At 65.5% G+C, this 15,759-nt stretch carries 14 protein-coding genes; 7 read left to right on the forward strand and 7 right to left on the reverse strand.

What is annotated here, in order from left to right; all coding sequences use genetic code 11:
• Positions 1–274: 274 nt before the first annotated feature.
• Positions 275–1,702 (forward strand): class II fumarate hydratase, encoded by a 1,428-nt coding sequence (locus ABE423_RS11740; RefSeq protein WP_049462122.1) that lies wholly within the window; start codon positions 275–277, stop codon positions 1,700–1,702.
• A 104-nt stretch (positions 1,703–1,806) separates the two neighbouring features.
• Here ABE423_RS11740 and ABE423_RS11745 read toward each other — a convergent pair whose 3' ends face one another.
• The 6 genes from ABE423_RS11745 to ABE423_RS11770 all read right to left on the reverse strand — a co-directional run bounded on the left by ABE423_RS11745 (position 1,807) and on the right by ABE423_RS11770 (position 6,148).
• Positions 1,807–2,232 (reverse strand): hypothetical protein, encoded by a 426-nt coding sequence (locus ABE423_RS11745; protein WP_125892130.1) that lies wholly within the window; start codon positions 2,230–2,232, stop codon positions 1,807–1,809.
• A gap of 106 nt (positions 2,233–2,338) precedes the next feature.
• Positions 2,339–2,944, reverse strand: coding sequence for a hypothetical protein (locus ABE423_RS11750; RefSeq protein ID WP_071227453.1), 606 nt, complete (start codon positions 2,942–2,944; stop codon positions 2,339–2,341).
• A gap of 31 nt (positions 2,945–2,975) precedes the next feature.
• The gene (locus ABE423_RS11755; RefSeq protein ID WP_032130457.1) at positions 2,976–3,863 is read right to left on the reverse strand and encodes a DUF4097 family beta strand repeat-containing protein; all 888 of its coding nucleotides are present in this window, start codon (positions 3,861–3,863) and stop codon (positions 2,976–2,978) included.
• 25 nt (positions 3,864–3,888) lie between these two features.
• On the reverse strand, positions 3,889–4,917 hold the full coding sequence (locus ABE423_RS11760; protein WP_346486121.1) for an ABC-2 transporter permease: 1,029 nt from the start codon (positions 4,915–4,917) through the stop codon (positions 3,889–3,891).
• The gene (locus ABE423_RS11765) at positions 4,914–5,789 is read right to left on the reverse strand and encodes an ABC transporter ATP-binding protein (RefSeq protein ID WP_032130455.1); all 876 of its coding nucleotides are present in this window, start codon (positions 5,787–5,789) and stop codon (positions 4,914–4,916) included. The genes ABE423_RS11760 and ABE423_RS11765 overlap by 4 nt, the downstream gene beginning before the upstream one ends.
• Positions 5,789–6,148 carry a GntR family transcriptional regulator gene (locus ABE423_RS11770; RefSeq protein WP_006453095.1) on the reverse strand — a complete coding sequence of 120 codons (360 nt, stop codon included), beginning with the start codon at positions 6,146–6,148 and terminating at the stop codon, positions 5,789–5,791. The genes ABE423_RS11765 and ABE423_RS11770 overlap by 1 nt, the downstream gene beginning before the upstream one ends.
• 616 nt (positions 6,149–6,764) lie before the next feature.
• Between ABE423_RS11770 and ABE423_RS11775 the strand changes: the two genes are divergently transcribed.
• From ABE423_RS11775 to ABE423_RS11800, 6 genes are all read left to right on the forward strand, one after another.
• The gene (locus tag ABE423_RS11775; RefSeq protein ID WP_019337359.1) at positions 6,765–7,352 is read left to right on the forward strand and encodes a glutathione peroxidase; all 588 of its coding nucleotides are present in this window, start codon (positions 6,765–6,767) and stop codon (positions 7,350–7,352) included.
• A 96-nt stretch (positions 7,353–7,448) separates the two neighbouring features.
• Positions 7,449–8,426, forward strand: a complete 978-nt coding sequence (locus ABE423_RS11780) for an FKBP-type peptidyl-prolyl cis-trans isomerase (RefSeq protein WP_019337358.1) — start codon at positions 7,449–7,451, stop codon at positions 8,424–8,426.
• A 23-nt stretch (positions 8,427–8,449) separates the two neighbouring features.
• Positions 8,450–9,799 (forward strand): UDP-glucose/GDP-mannose dehydrogenase family protein, encoded by a 1,350-nt coding sequence (locus ABE423_RS11785; RefSeq protein WP_032127659.1) that lies wholly within the window; start codon positions 8,450–8,452, stop codon positions 9,797–9,799.
• Positions 9,792–10,031: a SlyX family protein gene (locus ABE423_RS11790; protein WP_019660397.1), complete on the forward strand. Its 240-nt coding sequence runs from the start codon at positions 9,792–9,794 to the stop codon at positions 10,029–10,031. The genes ABE423_RS11785 and ABE423_RS11790 overlap by 8 nt, the downstream gene beginning before the upstream one ends.
• A gap of 10 nt (positions 10,032–10,041) precedes the next feature.
• Positions 10,042–10,731, forward strand: a complete 690-nt coding sequence (locus ABE423_RS11795; RefSeq protein WP_032127660.1) for a DUF2058 family protein — start codon at positions 10,042–10,044, stop codon at positions 10,729–10,731.
• A gap of 48 nt (positions 10,732–10,779) precedes the next feature.
• Positions 10,780–12,852, forward strand: a complete 2,073-nt coding sequence (locus ABE423_RS11800; protein ID WP_346486124.1) for an acyltransferase family protein — start codon at positions 10,780–10,782, stop codon at positions 12,850–12,852.
• Between the two features lie 212 nt (positions 12,853–13,064).
• Here the strand turns inward: ABE423_RS11800 and metH are convergent, their stop codons facing one another.
• The gene (gene metH, locus ABE423_RS11805) at positions 13,065–15,749 is read right to left on the reverse strand and encodes a methionine synthase (protein WP_346486126.1); all 2,685 of its coding nucleotides are present in this window, start codon (positions 15,747–15,749) and stop codon (positions 13,065–13,067) included.
• Positions 15,750–15,759: the final 10 nt, after the last annotated feature.

The raw sequence follows: 15,759 nt of genomic DNA on the forward strand, positions 1-15,759 counted from the left end.
CGGGGGGGGCTATTTTCTCCCCCGGGCGGGGGTGGTGGGGCCGGCCGGGGGCCGGAACCCCGCCCCGCCCCCCGTGGCCTTGGTTTGCTGGCCTGCGGCGGCCACTACCCCTTGCGCGTGCAGATCGGCCCTGCGGATGAAACGATCTGGCCCGCCCTCGTCATCCCACGCTGCGGGCAAGGGAGTATCGTTGGCGCAGCCGCCAGCCCGGGAAGCGACACCCTGCCAGCCGCCGCTTCCCTTTCCCCAACTGAAGTAGTGCGGAGTTGATGCAATGAGCAAAGCTGCAAGCAAGGGTTTCAGAATCGAACACGACAGCATGGGCGAGCTGCAGGTGCCTGCGGACGCCCTGTGGGGCGCCCAGACCCAGCGTGCCGTGCAGAACTTCCCGGTGTCGGGCCAGCGCATGCCGCGCGGTTTCATCCGTGCCCTGGGCCTGGTCAAGGGCGCCGCCGCGGGCGTCAACGCAGAACTGGGCCACCTGCCGAAGAACGTGGCCAAGGCCATCCAGACCGCTGCCGCCGAAGTGGCCGCCGGCAACTGGGACGCGCAGTTCCCGATCGATGTCTACCAGACGGGTTCTGGCACGTCGTCGAACATGAATGCCAATGAGGTCATCGCCACCCTGGCCAACCGTGCCGGCAAGGCGGGCAAGACCAGTGTGCACCCCAATGACCACGTCAACCAGGGGCAGAGCTCCAACGACGTGATTCCGACCGCGTTGCGGGTGTCGGCGGTGTTGGCGACGCATGAGCAGCTGCTGCCGGCGCTGGTGCACCTGCGCAAGACCCTGGACAAGAAGGGCCGCAGCCTGCGCAAGGTGGTCAAGACCGGCCGCACCCACCTGATGGATGCGATGCCGCTGACCTTCGAGCAGGAATTCGGCGCGTGGTCGGCGCAGCTGGCGTCGGCGCAGGAGCGTATCGAAGACAGCCTCAAGCGCGTGCGCCGGCTGCCGCTGGGTGGCACCGCCATCGGCACCGGCATCAATGCCGATCCGCGCTTCGGTGCACAGGTGGCCAAGGCACTGAAGCAGCAGACCGGTTTCAAGTTCGACAGTGCCGAGAACAAGTTCGAAGGCCTGGCCGCACAGGACGACGCGGTGGAGCTTTCCGGTCAGCTCAATGCGCTGGCGGTGGCGCTGATCAAGATCGCCAACGACCTGCGTTGGATGAACGCCGGTCCGCTGGCCGGGCTGGGCGAGATCGAACTGCCGGCGCTGCAGCCGGGCAGCTCGATCATGCCGGGCAAGGTCAACCCTGTGATTCCGGAAGCGACGGTGATGGCCTGTGCACAGGTGATCGGTCACCACACTGCGATCACCGTGGCCGGGCAGACCGGCAACTTCCAGCTCAACGTCACCCTGCCGCTGATCGCAGTGAACCTGCTCGATGGCATCGGCCTGCTGGCCAACGTGTCCACCCTGCTGGCCGACAGTGCGATTGCCGGGCTGAAGGTGCGCGAGGACCGCGTTGCCGAGGCGCTGGCGCGCAACCCGATCCTGGTTACCGCCCTCAACCCGATCATCGGCTACGAGAAGGCTGCGGCGATTGCCAAGCGTGCGTACAAGGAACAGCGCCCGGTGCTGGATGTGGCGCTGGAGGACAGTGGACTGGAGGAGGCCGAGCTGCGTCGCCTGCTGGACCCGACCGCGCTGACCGCCGGTGGCATCCAGGCCGGTGGCGGCGGCGCCGGCGGTTGATCGGCCGGTTGTAGAGTCGAGCCATGCTCGACTGTTGTTCCGGAGTCGAGCGTGGCTCGACTCTACAGAAAGCAGAAACGCCGCCCTTTGGGCGGCGTTTTTTTTCAGCGACGGTCGGCGACGATGTTGCCGAAGGTGTCGGTGTAATCCTTGAACTCCGGGATGCGCTGGATCAGGTCCGCCGGAATCACGTCCATGCCCTCCGGCGGCTGGATCTTCACCGGCTGCATGTTGGGATCGGCCGGTGCGGCCACCAGGGTGTTCTGGCGCAGCACCTGCAGTTTGCCGAACATGGTCTGCAGCATCTGTTTCTGCCCGTCGTCCAGCGGAATCTGGATCTCGTCCATCTTCATCGTGCCGTCGGCGAGGATGATGATGTTCGGCGCGGGCGGGCGACGCACGGTGACCATGCCTTCGCTGACGGAAATCTTGGGCTTGCCACGCTCGGCGCGGTGGTTGCGGTACTCCTGGTCACAGCCGGCCAGGCCAAGGCAGAGCAGGGCGGTCAACAGCAGAAACAACTTCTTCATGACATTCGGTTCGGGGGCGTCCGGGGCCGCCATTGTAAGCCGGGCGGCGCACTACGGCCGGCAGCCGGACGCCGCTGCCGGCCGGGTGCGCTGATCTGTCACAGGCCTAGCGCTGGACCACGGTGTCCTTGCCGCAGTCGTCCACGTCGCTCTGGTCCATGGTCGCGTAGGGCTTGAATGCCGGCAGTTCACGTGCGAGCGCCTGCTGGCTGGCCAGCATCGCCGGAAGGCGGTCGCAGATGCGCTTGGCCTGGGCTTCGATCTTCTCGGCTTCGGCATTGATGCGCTTTTCAACACCTTCGCTGTCGCCGCTGAAAATGCCCTTCAGCGCTTCGCCGGCAGCACTGGCACCCAGTTTGGCGCCGGCCAGGCCGACATCCATGCCGTCCATCGCGATGGCGACCACGTGGCCGCGGTAGTCCTGCAGATGACGGCGCTGGATATCGTTGGCGGCGATCTCCTTGCCCGCGATCAGCAGGCGGCCATCCGGCGTGATCTCCGCACGCGGCTGCTTGTCCGCCGAGATCTTGATGTTGCCCTGGGCGATATCCTTGCGGGCATCGTCCATGGCGTTCCTGACGGTCTCGCCGACGCCGCCTGTGGCTTCGGCCACACTCTTGCCAACGGTCTTGTCGGGTGCTGACGACGTGCCGCCGCAGGCGATCAGCGGCAGGGACAGCAGCACAGTGGGCAACAGGCGCAACAGGTTCATGGTGTTCCCCTGGTAGTGTCTGGAAGAGGGTTTACTTGCTGCGCGGCAGAGTGACCCGGCCGCTGACGTTGCGATGATCGACGTCACCGCTGCCGCTGTGGTCGACGGTCAGGGTGCCGCGCACGCCGTCGACGTTGATGTCGCCCGAGCCGTGGCTGCGGACATGCACATTGCCGCCGATGTCGGCCAGATCGACCCCGCCGGAGCCGACCACGCCCACTTCAACGCTGCCCTGCACGCGCTTGAACTCGATATCACCCGAGCCCACGGTATCCAGCCGCGCGTTGCCACGCACATCGCTGATCTTCAGGTCACCGGAGCCGACGGTACCGGTGCTGGCATCGCCGCTGATGTTGCGTACGGTGACGTCGCCGGAACCCAGCGACAGCAGATTCAGGGAGCTGCCGCCATCGATGTTGAGGTCGCCCGAACCCACTGCAGCGTGGATGCTGCCGCGGGTACCGCGGACCACGGCATCACCGGAACCCACATCCACGCTCAGCGACTGTGCGTTCTCCACGCTGGCATCGCCCGAGCCGATCTTGAACTGCAGCGGCATGTTGTCCGGCACGCTGCCACGGATATCCAGCCAGGCGTAGCTGTTGCCCAGGCTGATGCCGCTTTGGCGGCCGTCGCGGCGCAGGCTCACCACCAGCTTGTCGCCGACCTTGCGCTGCTCCAGCACCAGCTGGTCCAGCCATTCCTGGCTGGACGCGCAGGCGCGGCCGTCCAGCTGGCCGCCGCCAGCGCTGGCGACCACCTTCAGGTCATGCTGATTGACCTCGAACACCACCGTCCTGGCACCAGCCACGTCCAGCTTCAGTGCGCGGGCGGCAGTGAACTTGCAGTTCGGAGCATCGGCGGCCAGCGCCGACAACGGCAACAGCAACAACGCAGAACAGGCGAGCAAAGAACGCATGGGTGGTGCCTCCGGATGGATGGGATCAGATCTCGCCGGCGCGCTTGCGCAGGCGGATGGCAAGGAAGATGAACACTGCACCGACGACGGCGCCGATCCACAGCTCCGGCATCGCCAGCGACTTCAGCTGCGAGGCGGGGGACATCAGGCTGACGACCGAGTCCAGATCGCGGTGCGATGCTTCGTCGGCGCCGAGGCGATACAGCAGGTCCATGCCGGGCACGCCGCCCAGCAGCAGGCGGCCGACGATGTTCTGCCAGAACCAGCCGGTGGTCAGGCCGAACAGCGGCATCATCTTGGTGGAGCTGACAATGATGCCGGCAAACAGCGGCAACATTACCGCCCACAGGAACGGCTTGCTCCTGGCCCATGCCGAGCACAGCAACAGCCAGCCGGCGGTGGGCAGGGCCCACAGGGCATAGACCGGAATCCAGGACAGGTGCCCAGCGGCCAGGGTCAGCGGGCTGGCCGGGCCCCAGATCAGGGTCATCGGGCTGCCACCGTGCAGCAGCGCGACGGCACTGATGATCAGCATGAAGCCGAACATGGTGAGGATGCCGGCGATGACCGCGATCAACGGTGCCACGATCAGTGCGCTGATCACTTTGGACAGCACGGTCTGCGTGTCCGACAGCGGCAACGACTTCCAGAACAGGATGCTGCGGTCGCGGCGATCGTCGTACAGGGCGCCCAGGCAGTAGAAGAACACGACGAAGGCCAGCACCACGAACGGCCAGCTTGAACTGAGTACCAGAGTCAGGTCCAGGCCGTTGCCAAGATCAGCAAGGTCCTTGGCACTGATGTCACGGGTGAGCAGGGCCAGGTTCAGGCCGTTGATGTTCACGTTCTCGCCATCGATGTGCAGGCCGCCGTCGCGTGCCGCACGGTTCAGCGCGAACAGGCCGAAGGCAATGCCGGCGATGCTCATCACCAGTGAGATCAGGCCCGCGATCAACGGGGCATACAGGAAGCCGCCGCGGTTCTCCCAGTACTCGCGCTTGAGCAGCCAGCGCAGGGTGCCGATCGGGCTGATGGGGTGCTTGATGGCATTCATGCGTAGGTCCCCTTCATGATGGCGACGAACAGGTCGGCCAGGCCCGGGATGCGGGTCTCGCCGAGAGAGGAAAGCTGGGTGCGCGGCACGCCATCGAACAGCATCACCGTCTTGCCGAACGCCAGGCTGCGCTCGTCGATCGGCTTCAGGGCGCGCGCGGTGTCCAGCTGGTCGGCATTGACCAGCAGCTCGGTATAGCGCTGGCCGACGTCGTCCATTTCCGCGTCGAGCACGATGCGGCCATCGCGGATGAACATCACGTCGCTGAGGATGTGCTCGATCTCCTCCACCTGGTGGGTGGTGACGATGATGGTTTTCTGTTCGTCGAAGTAGTCTTCCAGCAGGCGCTGGTAGAACTCCTTGCGGTACAGGATGTCCAGGCCGAGGGTCGGCTCGTCCAGCACCAGGATGCGGGCATCGATGGCCATCACCAGCGCCAGGTGCAGCTGCACGATCATGCCCTTGGACAGCTCGCGCACGCGCTGCTTCGGCTGCAGCTTGGTGTTGGCCAGGAAGCGCTCGCAGCGGGCGCGGTCGAAGCGCGGGTGGACGCCGGCCACGAAATCGATCGCCTCGCGCACCTTCAGCCAGCGCGGCAGCACGGCGACGTCGGCGATGAAGCAGATGTCGTTCATCAGTTCGTCGCGGTGCAGTCGCGGGTCGCGGCCGAGCACGCTCAGTTCACCCTCCACCGAGGTCAGCCCAAGAATGGCCTTCAGCGCGGTGGTCTTGCCGGCGCCATTGGGCCCGATCAGGCCGACGATGCGCCCGCTTGGAATGCTGAAACTGGCGTTGTCGAGGGCGACCGTGGTCTTGTAGGCCTTGCGCAGGCCTCGGGCGGTGATGACCGACTCACTTGCAGTGCTATTCATCAGACTTTCCCCTGGGGCAGCAATTCGTCGAGGCTCAGGCCCAGGCGCTGGATGCGCTCCAGAACCGCCGGCCATTCTTCGTTGAGGAAACGGTCGCGTTCGCTGCTGCGCAGCTGCGTGGCCGCCTGCTCGGTCATGAACATGCCCAGGCCGCGGCGCTTCTCGACCAGGCCTTCGTCGGCCAGCTCCTGGTAAGCGCGCGAAACGGTGATGGGGTTGAGTTGATAGTCGGCGGCCACCTGGCGCACCGAAGGCAGGGCATCGCCCGGCTTGAGGATTCCGTCGAGCATCATGGCGATCACGCGCTCCTTCAACTGACGGTAGATGGGAGCGCCGTCGCTCCACTGGATGTCGCTCATATTCAGCTCCGTGGGGTCAGCGGCTGGGCGAACGAGAAATACGGCATGGACAGCGCGCTGTGCAGCCGACGCGGGGGAGGGGGGGAGGAGGAGGGGGCGTTCCCTGCGGGGGAGAGAGTCGCGTCCTGCGCACTTTCAGCAGCGGCGGAAACAGGGGCGGTGGGCGTGGCCCACCAGGCCAGCACGAGCAGGGTCGAAACAGCGACGGCCGCGGGTGCGGTGAGGTTGCGACGGATCCGGACGTTCATGGCTTCCCCCTGTCTCAGGTGACTGGTGTTGTATGCAACTATAACACCGGCACGCCTACGTGCAACCCCTTGCCGTCCCCAACTGATGGCAGGGGTGGTCAGATTGCTGAAACATCCCTTTAGTCGATTGATTTAAAAGGGAAATGAATCTTCTGCAGGGGGCTTTTCGGGGCGACCTTCCATTCAGTGATGTCCATGCTATGTCATCACTGCGCCTTCGATGGCGCCCGGGCAGCACATTCGCCACGCCGCGCAAAGCCCGGGGTGGACCTGTGCCATCAGGGGCTCCAGAGCCCGGTGCTATAGTTCGGCCGATTCCCGGCCAGCACTGGCCGGGCCTTGTGAATGGCTACCGCGGACCGCCTCTGATGCCCCTGCCGACCGTTTCCCCGTGCCGCCTGCGCGGCCTGTCCCTGCTGGCCCTGATGGTGGCCGGCGCCGCCGGTTCCGCCAGTGCGCTGGCGGCCGACCTGCTCGATCTGGAATACCGGCCGTTGGCCAGCAAGCAGCAGGTGAATCTGCAGCAGCGCTATCACGGGCAGGTGCTGCTGGTGGTCAACACCGCCAGCAAGTGTGGCTACACGCCGCAGTACGAAGGGCTGGAGGCGCTGCAGAAGCGCTATGCAGGCCGCGGTTTTGCGGTGCTGGGCTTTCCTTCCAATGACTTCAAGGGCCAGGAACCGGGTGACGAGAAGCAGATCCAGGACTTCTGCACCCTGACCTACGGCGTCAAGTTCCCGATGTTCGAGAAGGTGCATGTGGTCGGCACGCAGGCCACGCCGCTGTACCAGCGGTTGACCGCAGCGACCGGCGTTGCGCCGGCCTGGAACTTCCACAAGTACCTCGTGGGCCGCGATGGCAAGGTCATTGCCCAGTTCGCCAGCAAGGTGACGCCGGACGATCCGCAGCTGACCGCGGCCATCGACAAGGCGCTGGCGGCAGCCGCCACGCATTGATATCCGGCACGCATGCCTCGACATCGACGGCATGCGTGCGACAATGTTTCTTTTCGCGCCGACGTCGGCGCCCAGACACTTCCAGGAATGCAGCGAATGAAGATGGGAATGCGCGGCGCCGCGGCGTCGGTTCTGATTCTGGCGATGGGCACTTCGGGTGTCGCTCTGTCGCAACAACCGGCTGCCCCCGCAGCCGCCAAGGAGACCGCAACCTTGAATTCCCCCAAGCAGAAGCTCGGCTACGCCATCGGCCTTGATGTCGCCAAGTCGTTCACCCCGATCGCCGATGAGATCGATGTGGCCGCCCTGCGCACCGCCGTTGAGCGTTCGTTCGAGGGCCTGCAGCCGCAGATCACCCAGGAACAGGCCAAGGCCACCGATGCCGCCCTGCGCCAGGTCGTTATGGCCCGCAGCGGCCAGCAGGTGCCGGGCGTGGCACCGGGCTCGCAGCCGCCGAAGGTCGACCGCGTCAAGGTGTCGCAGATGATCGGCTCCTACTCGGTGGGTCCGTCGCTGGCGCAGCTGAAGGACGATATCGATGTCGCCTCGTTGTTTGACGCAATCAGCACCGGCCTGACCAAGGGCCAGCCGAAGATGACGGAAGCTGACGCGACCGCCACCATCCAGGCCTTCATGGGTGCCAAGCAGGCTGAAATGCAGGCCAAGGCCGCCCAGGCTGCGCAGACCAACCGCACGGAAGGCAACGCATTCCTGGCCAAGAACAAGACCCAGCCGGGCGTGGTGACCACCTCGTCGGGCCTGCAGTACCAGGTGATCCGCCCGGGTAGCGGCGAGCGCCCGCTGCCGAGCAGCAAGGTGCGCGTGAACTACGAAGGCAAGCTGCTCAACGGCACCGTGTTCGACAGTTCCTACGGCCGCCAGCCGGCCGAGTTCGGCCTGGACCAGGTGATCAAGGGCTGGACCGAAGGCGTCGCGCTGATGCCGGTCGGTTCGAAGTACCGCTTCTGGATCCCGGGCGAACTCGCCTACGGTGAGAACGGCACCCCGGGCGGCCCGATCGGCCCGAACGCGACTCTGACGTTCGACGTCGAGCTGCTGGGCGTTCTGCCGTAAGTCATTCAGGAGCGAATACGGATATGCGCGTTGCGATTTTTGGTACCGGCTACGTTGGACTGGTGACCGGTACCTGCCTGGCCGATGTTGGTCATCAGGTGGTCTGTGTCGATATCGACCAGGCCAAGGTGGATGGCCTCAACCAGGGCATCATCCCGATCTATGAACCCGGCCTGGAGCCGATGGTGAAGGCCAATCATGCCGCAGCGCGGCTGGCGTTCACCACGGATGCCGCGGCCGCCATCGATCACGGCCAGGTGGTGTTCATCGCCGTTGGTACGCCGCCGGACGAGGATGGCAGTGCCGATCTTCAATACGTGCTTGCCGTAGCCCGAACCATTGGTCGGCACATGAGTGTGCCGACCGTGGTGGTGAACAAGTCGACGGTGCCGGTCGGCACCGCCGACAAGGTGCGTGCCGCCATTGCCGAAGAGCTGGCCGCGCGTGGCGCGGACATCGCCTTCGACGTGGTGTCCAACCCGGAATTCCTGAAGGAAGGCGATGCGGTTGCGGACTGCATGCGCCCGGACCGCATCATCATCGGTGCGGCGAACGAAGAGTCGGTGGCGGTGATGCGTCGCCTGTACGCGCCGTTCAACCGCAACCACGACCGCGTGGTGGAAATGGACGTGCGTTCGGCCGAACTGACCAAGTACGCCGCCAATGCGATGCTGGCGACCAAGATTTCGTTCATGAATGAAATCGCCAACATCGCTGAACGCGTCGGTGCCGATGTCGAGCAGGTCCGCCAGGGCATTGGTTCGGATCCACGCATCGGCTGGCACTTCATCTATCCGGGTGCCGGTTACGGCGGCTCGTGCTTCCCCAAGGACGTGCAGGCATTGGCCCGTACCGCCCAGCAGTATGGCCTTGAGCCGAAGCTGCTCAATGCGGTTGAAGCGGTCAACGATGCGCAGAAGGGTCATCTGTTTGCCCTCATCCAGCGTCATTACGACAAGGGCGAGGACGAGGGCGTGCGTGGAAAGACCTTCGCCGTATGGGGTCTGGCCTTCAAGCCGAACACCGACGACATGCGTGAGGCCTCCAGCCGTCGACTGCTGGCGCAGCTGTGGGAAGGCGGTGCGACGGTGCGTGCTTACGATCCGGAGGCGATGCACGAGTCGCAGCGCATCTTCGGCGAACGCGATGACCTGGTGTTCTGCAACAGTGCCGATGAAGCGCTGCAGGGTGCCGACGCGCTGGTGGTGGTCACCGAGTGGAAGCAGTTCCGCAGCCCCGACTTCCAGAAGCTGCGCGAGCAGCTGAAGGATGCGGCGGTGTTCGACGGCCGCAACCTGTATGAGCCGGGCGAAGTGGAAGCCGCAGGTCTTGCGTACTACGGCATTGGCCGGGGGCGCTCGTTGCATGTCTGATCTGCCCACTGAACGCGAGCAGGCGCTGGAAGCGCGCCTGGTCGAGCTGGAAATGCGCGTGTCCTTCCAGGAACAGGCGCTGGCCGAGCTGAGCGACGCGCTGGCTGATGCCCGCATGCAGGGCATGCGCAACGCCGATGTGCTGCGCGTGCTGCTGGAAGACCTGGGCAAGGTCCGCAACGCACTGAATTCTTCCGATCCGGCGAGCGAACCGCCGCCGCCGCACTACTGATCCGAATCCTATGAGCGATACCCTCCGCGACCAGCTGATGGGCCTGGGCTTCAAGCCCGCGCCCAAGCCCGAGCGCAAGAATGATGGCCCCCGCCGTGATGGCCGCCCGCAGGGCAAGGGTGGCAACGGCAACGGCAATGGAAAGCCGCAGGGCGCAGGCAAGGGCGAGCACAAGCCCGGTGAGCGTCGTGGGCAGGGCCATGGCGCGGGCAAGCCCGGCGGGCATGCGCGCGGTGGCCAGGGCCAGCAGGGCCCGCGCAAGCCGCGCAGCACCGAAGAGATGGACCTGGCCAAGGCCTATGCCATCCGGGCGCAGCGGGAGAAGGAAGAGCGCATCGAGACCGAGCGCCTGAAGCAGGAAGAAGCACGCGTGCGCCGCGAGGCGAAGGCCAAGCTGGAAGAACTGCTGAAGGACAAGAGCCTCAACGCCGAGGCAGCGGACATCGCCCGCCACTTCCCGTATGGCGGCAAGATCAAGCGCATCTATGTGACCGCCGAACAGCTGACCGCGCTCAATGCCGGTGAGCTGGGTGTGGTCCAGCTCAATGGCCGCTACCTGCTGGTAACGGCCGACGTGCTGGCACAGTCCGAGGCGGTGTTCGCTGCCTCGGTGGCGCTGAAGGTCGATCCGAATGCGCCGGCCGAGGAAGATCCGTATGCGGATCCGCAGTACCAGGTGCCGGACGACCTGGTCTGGTAAAGGCGCAACCACCGCGGACGGCACTGCCTCCGCGGTTGGGGGGAAGGGATGACCGCTGATCCAAGCCGCGGCTACGTGCCGCACATTGACGGCCTGCGCGCGATTGCCGTGCTGGCCGTCATCGTGTTCCACCTGGACCCGGCCTGGTTGCCGGGCGGGTTCACCGGCGTAGACGTGTTCTTCGTCATTTCCGGGTTCGTGGTCAGCGCGTCGGTGCACCGGCTGCCGCCGTTGTCGCTGTGGCAGTCGATGCTGCGCTTCTATTCGCGCCGCATCCGCCGCATCGCACCTGCGCTGATCAGCTGCCTGCTGTTGACCGCTGTCGGCAGCGTGCTGTTCATTCCCGAGTCCTGGCTCAGCGAGGCCAGTGACAAGACCGGGCTGATGGCATTCTTCGGCTTCAGCAACTGGGTGCTGGCGCTGATCGGCAACGATTATTTCGCGCCCAAGGCCGAATTCAATCCCTATACCCATACCTGGTCGCTGGGCGTGGAGGAGCAGTTCTACCTGCTGTTCCCGCTGCTGTTCCTGGCCTGGGCGCGCGGCGTGCGCGGGCGTTGGATCAGCCTTGGCCTGTTTGCCGTGGTCAGCGCGGCGTCGCTGCTGCATGCGGCGGTGCTGGGCCTGCGCGAGGCGCCGCCATCGTGGGCGTTCTACGCCACCACTACGCGGCTGTGGCAGCTGGGTGTTGGCGTACTGCTGTTCCAGCTGCTGCATGTTCGCCAGCCAGTGGATGCGGTGACGACGATTGCACTGAAGCGCGCTGCGCCCGTGTTCTCGCTGCTCGCGATGGTGGCGCTGGCCTTGCTGTGCTGGGCATTGTGGACCGCACGGGCCGGACGTTCGCCGTGGCCTGATGGCCTGCTGCCGACCTTTGCGGCGGCAGGCCTGCTGTGGGCGCTGCATCATCATCCCCGGTCCTGGGTGGCACGCCTGTTGGCCAGCAGGCCGATGCGCTCCATCGGCCTGCTGTCGTACTCGCTGTATCTGTGGCACTGGCCGGTATTCGTGCTGATGCGCTGGACCGTGGGCCTGCAGACACCCCTGCAGATGAGCGCTGCGATGGCGCTGGTGCTGCTGCTGTCGTGGTTGTCGTGGCGCTGGGTGGAGCAACCGTTCCGGGGCCCCTTGGCGCAGCGTCTGCGCCCGGGTCGCTGGGTGCTGGCAGGTTCGGCTGTGCTGCTGGTCGCGGCCGGCACCCAGACGCTGCTGTACCTGCAGGCACCGCGGATATCACTGAGCACGGTCAGTCGGCATCCCGGCGACTGGTATCCCAACGGCAAGAGCGTGGCAGGCGACTATCCCGACTGCAGCCTGGTGACCACCAAGCGACGCTTCGAAGGTGGCAGCATGCGGACCTATGCGCGTGGTGACTGCGATCGGCCGGCGCCCGCCGGTGCGCCGAAGCAGGTGTTCGTTGCTGGCGATTCGCATGCAATGGCCTACATCGAGCTGCTGCAGCGGCTGGCGCTTGAGAGTGGCTCGGAGGTGATTCTCTACGGTCGTGGTGGATGCCCGCAGGTGAGCCTGCAGAAGTGGCGCGGCGCGGGTGCCGGTTGCAGTGATTTCGACGCAGCGATGCTCGCCGATGTCACGCAGCGTGCGCAGCCAGGTGATGCCGTGGTGCTGGTGTCGCTGCGGATACCGCGCTTGTCCGATCAGTTCGTATTGTTCGATGCGCAGGCGCAGCTGGCGGGCGAGCTGACCCCGGAAGCCACTGCAGGACGCGAGGCCGAAGTGGCCGAGGCGATCACCCAGTGGAAACCGTTGGCCGAGCGCGGTGTGCGAATTGTGCTGGAGGCGCCCAAACCGGTGCTGCCGGCGCCGCCGTATCGCTGCTCTGACCGCTTCAATTCACGCAACGAGGTCTGCCGCAACGGCCTGGACAGCACGCGTGAGGCGATGGAAACGCTGCGTGCGCCGATGCTGGGCAGCCTGCAGCAGGTGGTCGATGGCCTGCCAGGGGGTGTGCTGTGGGATCCGATGCCGGTGCTGTGTGATGACGTGCTGTGCCCGGCGCAGCGCGATGGCCGGCCGTTGTTCTTCGATGGCGATCACCTCAGCGCGCATGGCAACCGTGTGCTGCTGCCGTCGCTGCAGCAGGTACTGCTGCAGCAGTAGGACCGCGCCGGCGTCAGGCCTTGAAGCGGCTCCGGCGTGCGCGGATCAGTGGCAGGCTCGGTGCGAAGAAGCACAGCAGTGCGCCGACCAGGGCAAACGACACCGGACGAGAAACCGTCAAAGCCCAGCGCAATGATGAAGCGAAAAGGGGACGGAGGGGATTAAGTCGTTTTAGGCACAAACGACTTAATCCCCTCCGTCCCCTTTTTGTGTCATTCGGGGTCATAGTCGAGGTTGGAGGCCAGCCAGCGCTCGGCCTGGGCGCGGTCCACGCCCTTGCGGCGGGCGTAGTCGCTGACCTGCTCGCGGCTGAGGCGGCCGACCACGAAGTACTGGCTCTGCGGATGGCTGAAGTAGTAGCCCGAAACGGCCGCCGTAGGCAGCATCGCGAAGCTCTCGGTCAGTTCCATGCTGGCGTTGGCTTCGGCCTGCAGCAGGTCGAACAGGCGTCGCTTTTCGCTGTGCTCCGGGCAGGCGGGGTAACCCGGTGCCGGGCGGATGCCACGGTACTCCTCGTCGATCAGCGCCTCGTTGTCCAGCGTCTCGGCGTGCTCATGGCCCCAGAATTCGGTACGCACGCGCTGGTGCAGGCGCTCGGCCAGCGCTTCGGCGAAGCGATCGGCGAGGGCCTTCAGCAGAATCGCGTTGTAGTCATCGTGGTCGGCTTCGAAGCGCGCTACGTGCGCGTCGATGCCGATGCCGGCAGTGACGGCGAAGGCGCCGATCCAATCCTGCTTGCCGCTGTCGGCCGGGGCGATGAAATCGGCCAGGCAGAAATCCGGGCGCTCGGCCGGCTTGTCCACCTGCTGGCGCAGGAAGTGCAGGGTGGTTTCGCCCTGCGGGTGCTGCACGCGCACGTCGTCGCCGATGCTGTTGGCCGGCCACAGGCCGAACACGGCCTTGGCGGTCAGCCATTTCTCATTGACGATGCGCTCGAGCATCGCGCGGGCGTCCCTGTACAGATCGCTGGCCTGGGTGCCGACGATCTCGTCGGTGAGGATGGCCGGAAACTTGCCGGCCAGCTCCCAGGCCTGGAAGAACGGCGTCCAGTCGATGTAGTCGACCAGTTCGGCCAGCGGGTAGTCGTCAAATACGTGCAGGCCGGGCTGGTTCGGTGCCGGCGGCGTGTAGGTGTCCCAGCCGCCCTGGAATTTCTGCCCACGCGCGTGTTCCAGAGAAACCAGGCGCTTGGCATCGCCACGGTTGCGATGACGCGCGCGGATCTCGGCATAGTCGGCCTCGTTGGCGGCTACGAAGGCCTCGCGCAGGTCACGCGAGATCAGCGACTGGGCGACGCCGACCGCGCGCGAGGCGTCCTTCACCCACACCGTGGGCGCCTTGTAATGTGGGTCGATCTTCAGCGCGGTGTGCGCGCGCGAGGTGGTCGCTCCACCGATCAGCAGCGGCAGGTCGAAGCCCTGGCGCTGCATCTCCCGGGCCACGTGGCTCATCTCTTCCAGTGATGGAGTGATCAGGCCGGACAGGCCGATCAGGTCGGCGTTGTGCTCGCGCGCGGCATCGAGGATCTTCTGCGCCGGCACCATCACGCCAAGGTCGACCACCTCGAAGTTGTTGCAGGCCAGGACTACGCCGACGATGTTCTTGCCGATGTCATGCACATCCCCCTTCACCGTGGCCATGATGATCTTGCCGTTGCTCTTGGCGGTGTCTCCACTGCGCGCCTTCTCTGCCTCGATGTAGGGCAGCAGGTAGGCCACGGCCTTCTTCATCACGCGCGCGGATTTCACCACCTGCGGCAGGAACATCTTGCCGGCGCCGAACAGGTCGCCGACCACGTTCATGCCATCCATCAACGGACCTTCGATCACGTCCAGCGGGCGGCTGGACGCCTGCCGGGCCAGTTCGGTGTCTTCTTCCACGAAGGCATCCAGGCCGTGCACCAGCGCGTGCGCCAGGCGCTGCGCCACCGGCTTCTCGCGCCAGGCGAGGTCTTCGGTCTTCGCCGCGCCCTTCTTGCCCTTGTAGCGCTCGGCGATTTCCAGCAGGCGCTCGGTGGCATCGCTGCGGCGGTTGAGGATCACATCCTCCACGCGCTCGCGCAGTTCCGGTTCCAGTTCGTCGTAGATCGGCATGGCGCCGGCGTTGACGATGCCCATGTCCATGCCGGCGGCAATGGCGTGGTACAGGAACACCGAGTGGATGGCCTGGCGCACCGTTTCGTTGCCGCGGAACGAGAACGAGACGTTGGAAACACCGCCGGACACATGGCAGTGCGGCAGCGTCTGCTTGATGATGCGGGTGGCTTCGATGAAGTCCACCGCATAGTTGTCGTGCTCTTCGATGCCGGTGGCGACGGCGAAGATGTTCGGGTCGAAGATGATGTCCTGCGGTGGGAAGCCGATCTCGTCGACCAGGATGCGGTAGGCGCGGGTGCAGATCTCGACCTTGCGTGCGCAGGTGTCAGCCTGGCCGCTTTCGTCGAATGCCATCACCACCGCGGCCGCGCCATAGCGCAGGACCTTGCGTGCGTGCTCGCGGAACAGCGCCTCGCCTTCCTTCAGCGAGATCGAATTGACCACGCTCTTGCCCTGCAGGCACTTCAGGCCGGCCTCGATCACGCTCCACTTGGAGGAGTCGACCATCACCGGAATACGGGCGATGTCCGGCTCGGACATGATCAGGTTGAGGTAGCGGGTCATCGCCGCTTCCGAATCGATCAGGCCCTCGTCCATGTTGACGTCGAGGATCTGCGCACCGCTGGCCACCTGCTGGCGGGCCACGTCCACCGCTTCTTCGTAGCGGCCTTCCTTGACCAGCTTGCGGAACTGCGCGCTGCCGGTGACGTTGGTGCGTTCGCCGACGTTGATGAACAGCAGGTCCGGAGTGATGACCAGAGGTTCCAGGCCGGACAGGCGGGTAGGGCGGACAGGCGTCATGGCAGGCGTC

It is taken from the genome of Stenotrophomonas sp. TWI1409, assembly GCF_039673015.1.
Lineage (GTDB): Bacteria > Pseudomonadota > Gammaproteobacteria > Xanthomonadales > Xanthomonadaceae > Stenotrophomonas > Stenotrophomonas maltophilia_A.

Excerpts from the sequence above, each read along its gene's own strand:
- ABE423_RS11740 (WP_049462122.1), top strand. The coding sequence starts at position 275 with ATGAGCAAAGCTGCAAGCAAGGGTTTCAGAATCGAACACGACAGCATG.
- ABE423_RS11780 (WP_019337358.1), top strand. The coding sequence starts at position 7,449 with ATGAAGATGGGAATGCGCGGCGCCGCGGCGTCGGTTCTGATTCTGGCG.
- ABE423_RS11790 (WP_019660397.1), top strand. The coding sequence starts at position 9,792 with ATGTCTGATCTGCCCACTGAACGCGAGCAGGCGCTGGAAGCGCGCCTG.
- ABE423_RS11750 (WP_071227453.1), bottom strand. The coding sequence starts at position 2,944 with ATGAACCTGTTGCGCCTGTTGCCCACTGTGCTGCTGTCCCTGCCGCTG.
- ABE423_RS11760 (WP_346486121.1), bottom strand. The coding sequence starts at position 4,917 with ATGAATGCCATCAAGCACCCCATCAGCCCGATCGGCACCCTGCGCTGG.
- ABE423_RS11770 (WP_006453095.1), bottom strand. The coding sequence starts at position 6,148 with ATGAGCGACATCCAGTGGAGCGACGGCGCTCCCATCTACCGTCAGTTG.
- ABE423_RS11755 (WP_032130457.1), bottom strand. The coding sequence starts at position 3,863 with ATGCGTTCTTTGCTCGCCTGTTCTGCGTTGTTGCTGTTGCCGTTGTCG.
- ABE423_RS11765 (WP_032130455.1), bottom strand. The coding sequence starts at position 5,789 with ATGAATAGCACTGCAAGTGAGTCGGTCATCACCGCCCGAGGCCTGCGC.
- ABE423_RS11800 (WP_346486124.1), top strand. The coding sequence starts at position 10,780 with ATGACCGCTGATCCAAGCCGCGGCTACGTGCCGCACATTGACGGCCTG.
- ABE423_RS11795 (WP_032127660.1), top strand. The coding sequence starts at position 10,042 with ATGAGCGATACCCTCCGCGACCAGCTGATGGGCCTGGGCTTCAAGCCC.
- ABE423_RS11775 (WP_019337359.1), top strand. The coding sequence starts at position 6,765 with ATGCCCCTGCCGACCGTTTCCCCGTGCCGCCTGCGCGGCCTGTCCCTG.
- ABE423_RS11745 (WP_125892130.1), bottom strand. The coding sequence starts at position 2,232 with ATGAAGAAGTTGTTTCTGCTGTTGACCGCCCTGCTCTGCCTTGGCCTG.
- ABE423_RS11785 (WP_032127659.1), top strand. The coding sequence starts at position 8,450 with ATGCGCGTTGCGATTTTTGGTACCGGCTACGTTGGACTGGTGACCGGT.
- metH (WP_346486126.1), bottom strand. The coding sequence starts at position 15,749 with ATGACGCCTGTCCGCCCTACCCGCCTGTCCGGCCTGGAACCTCTGGTC.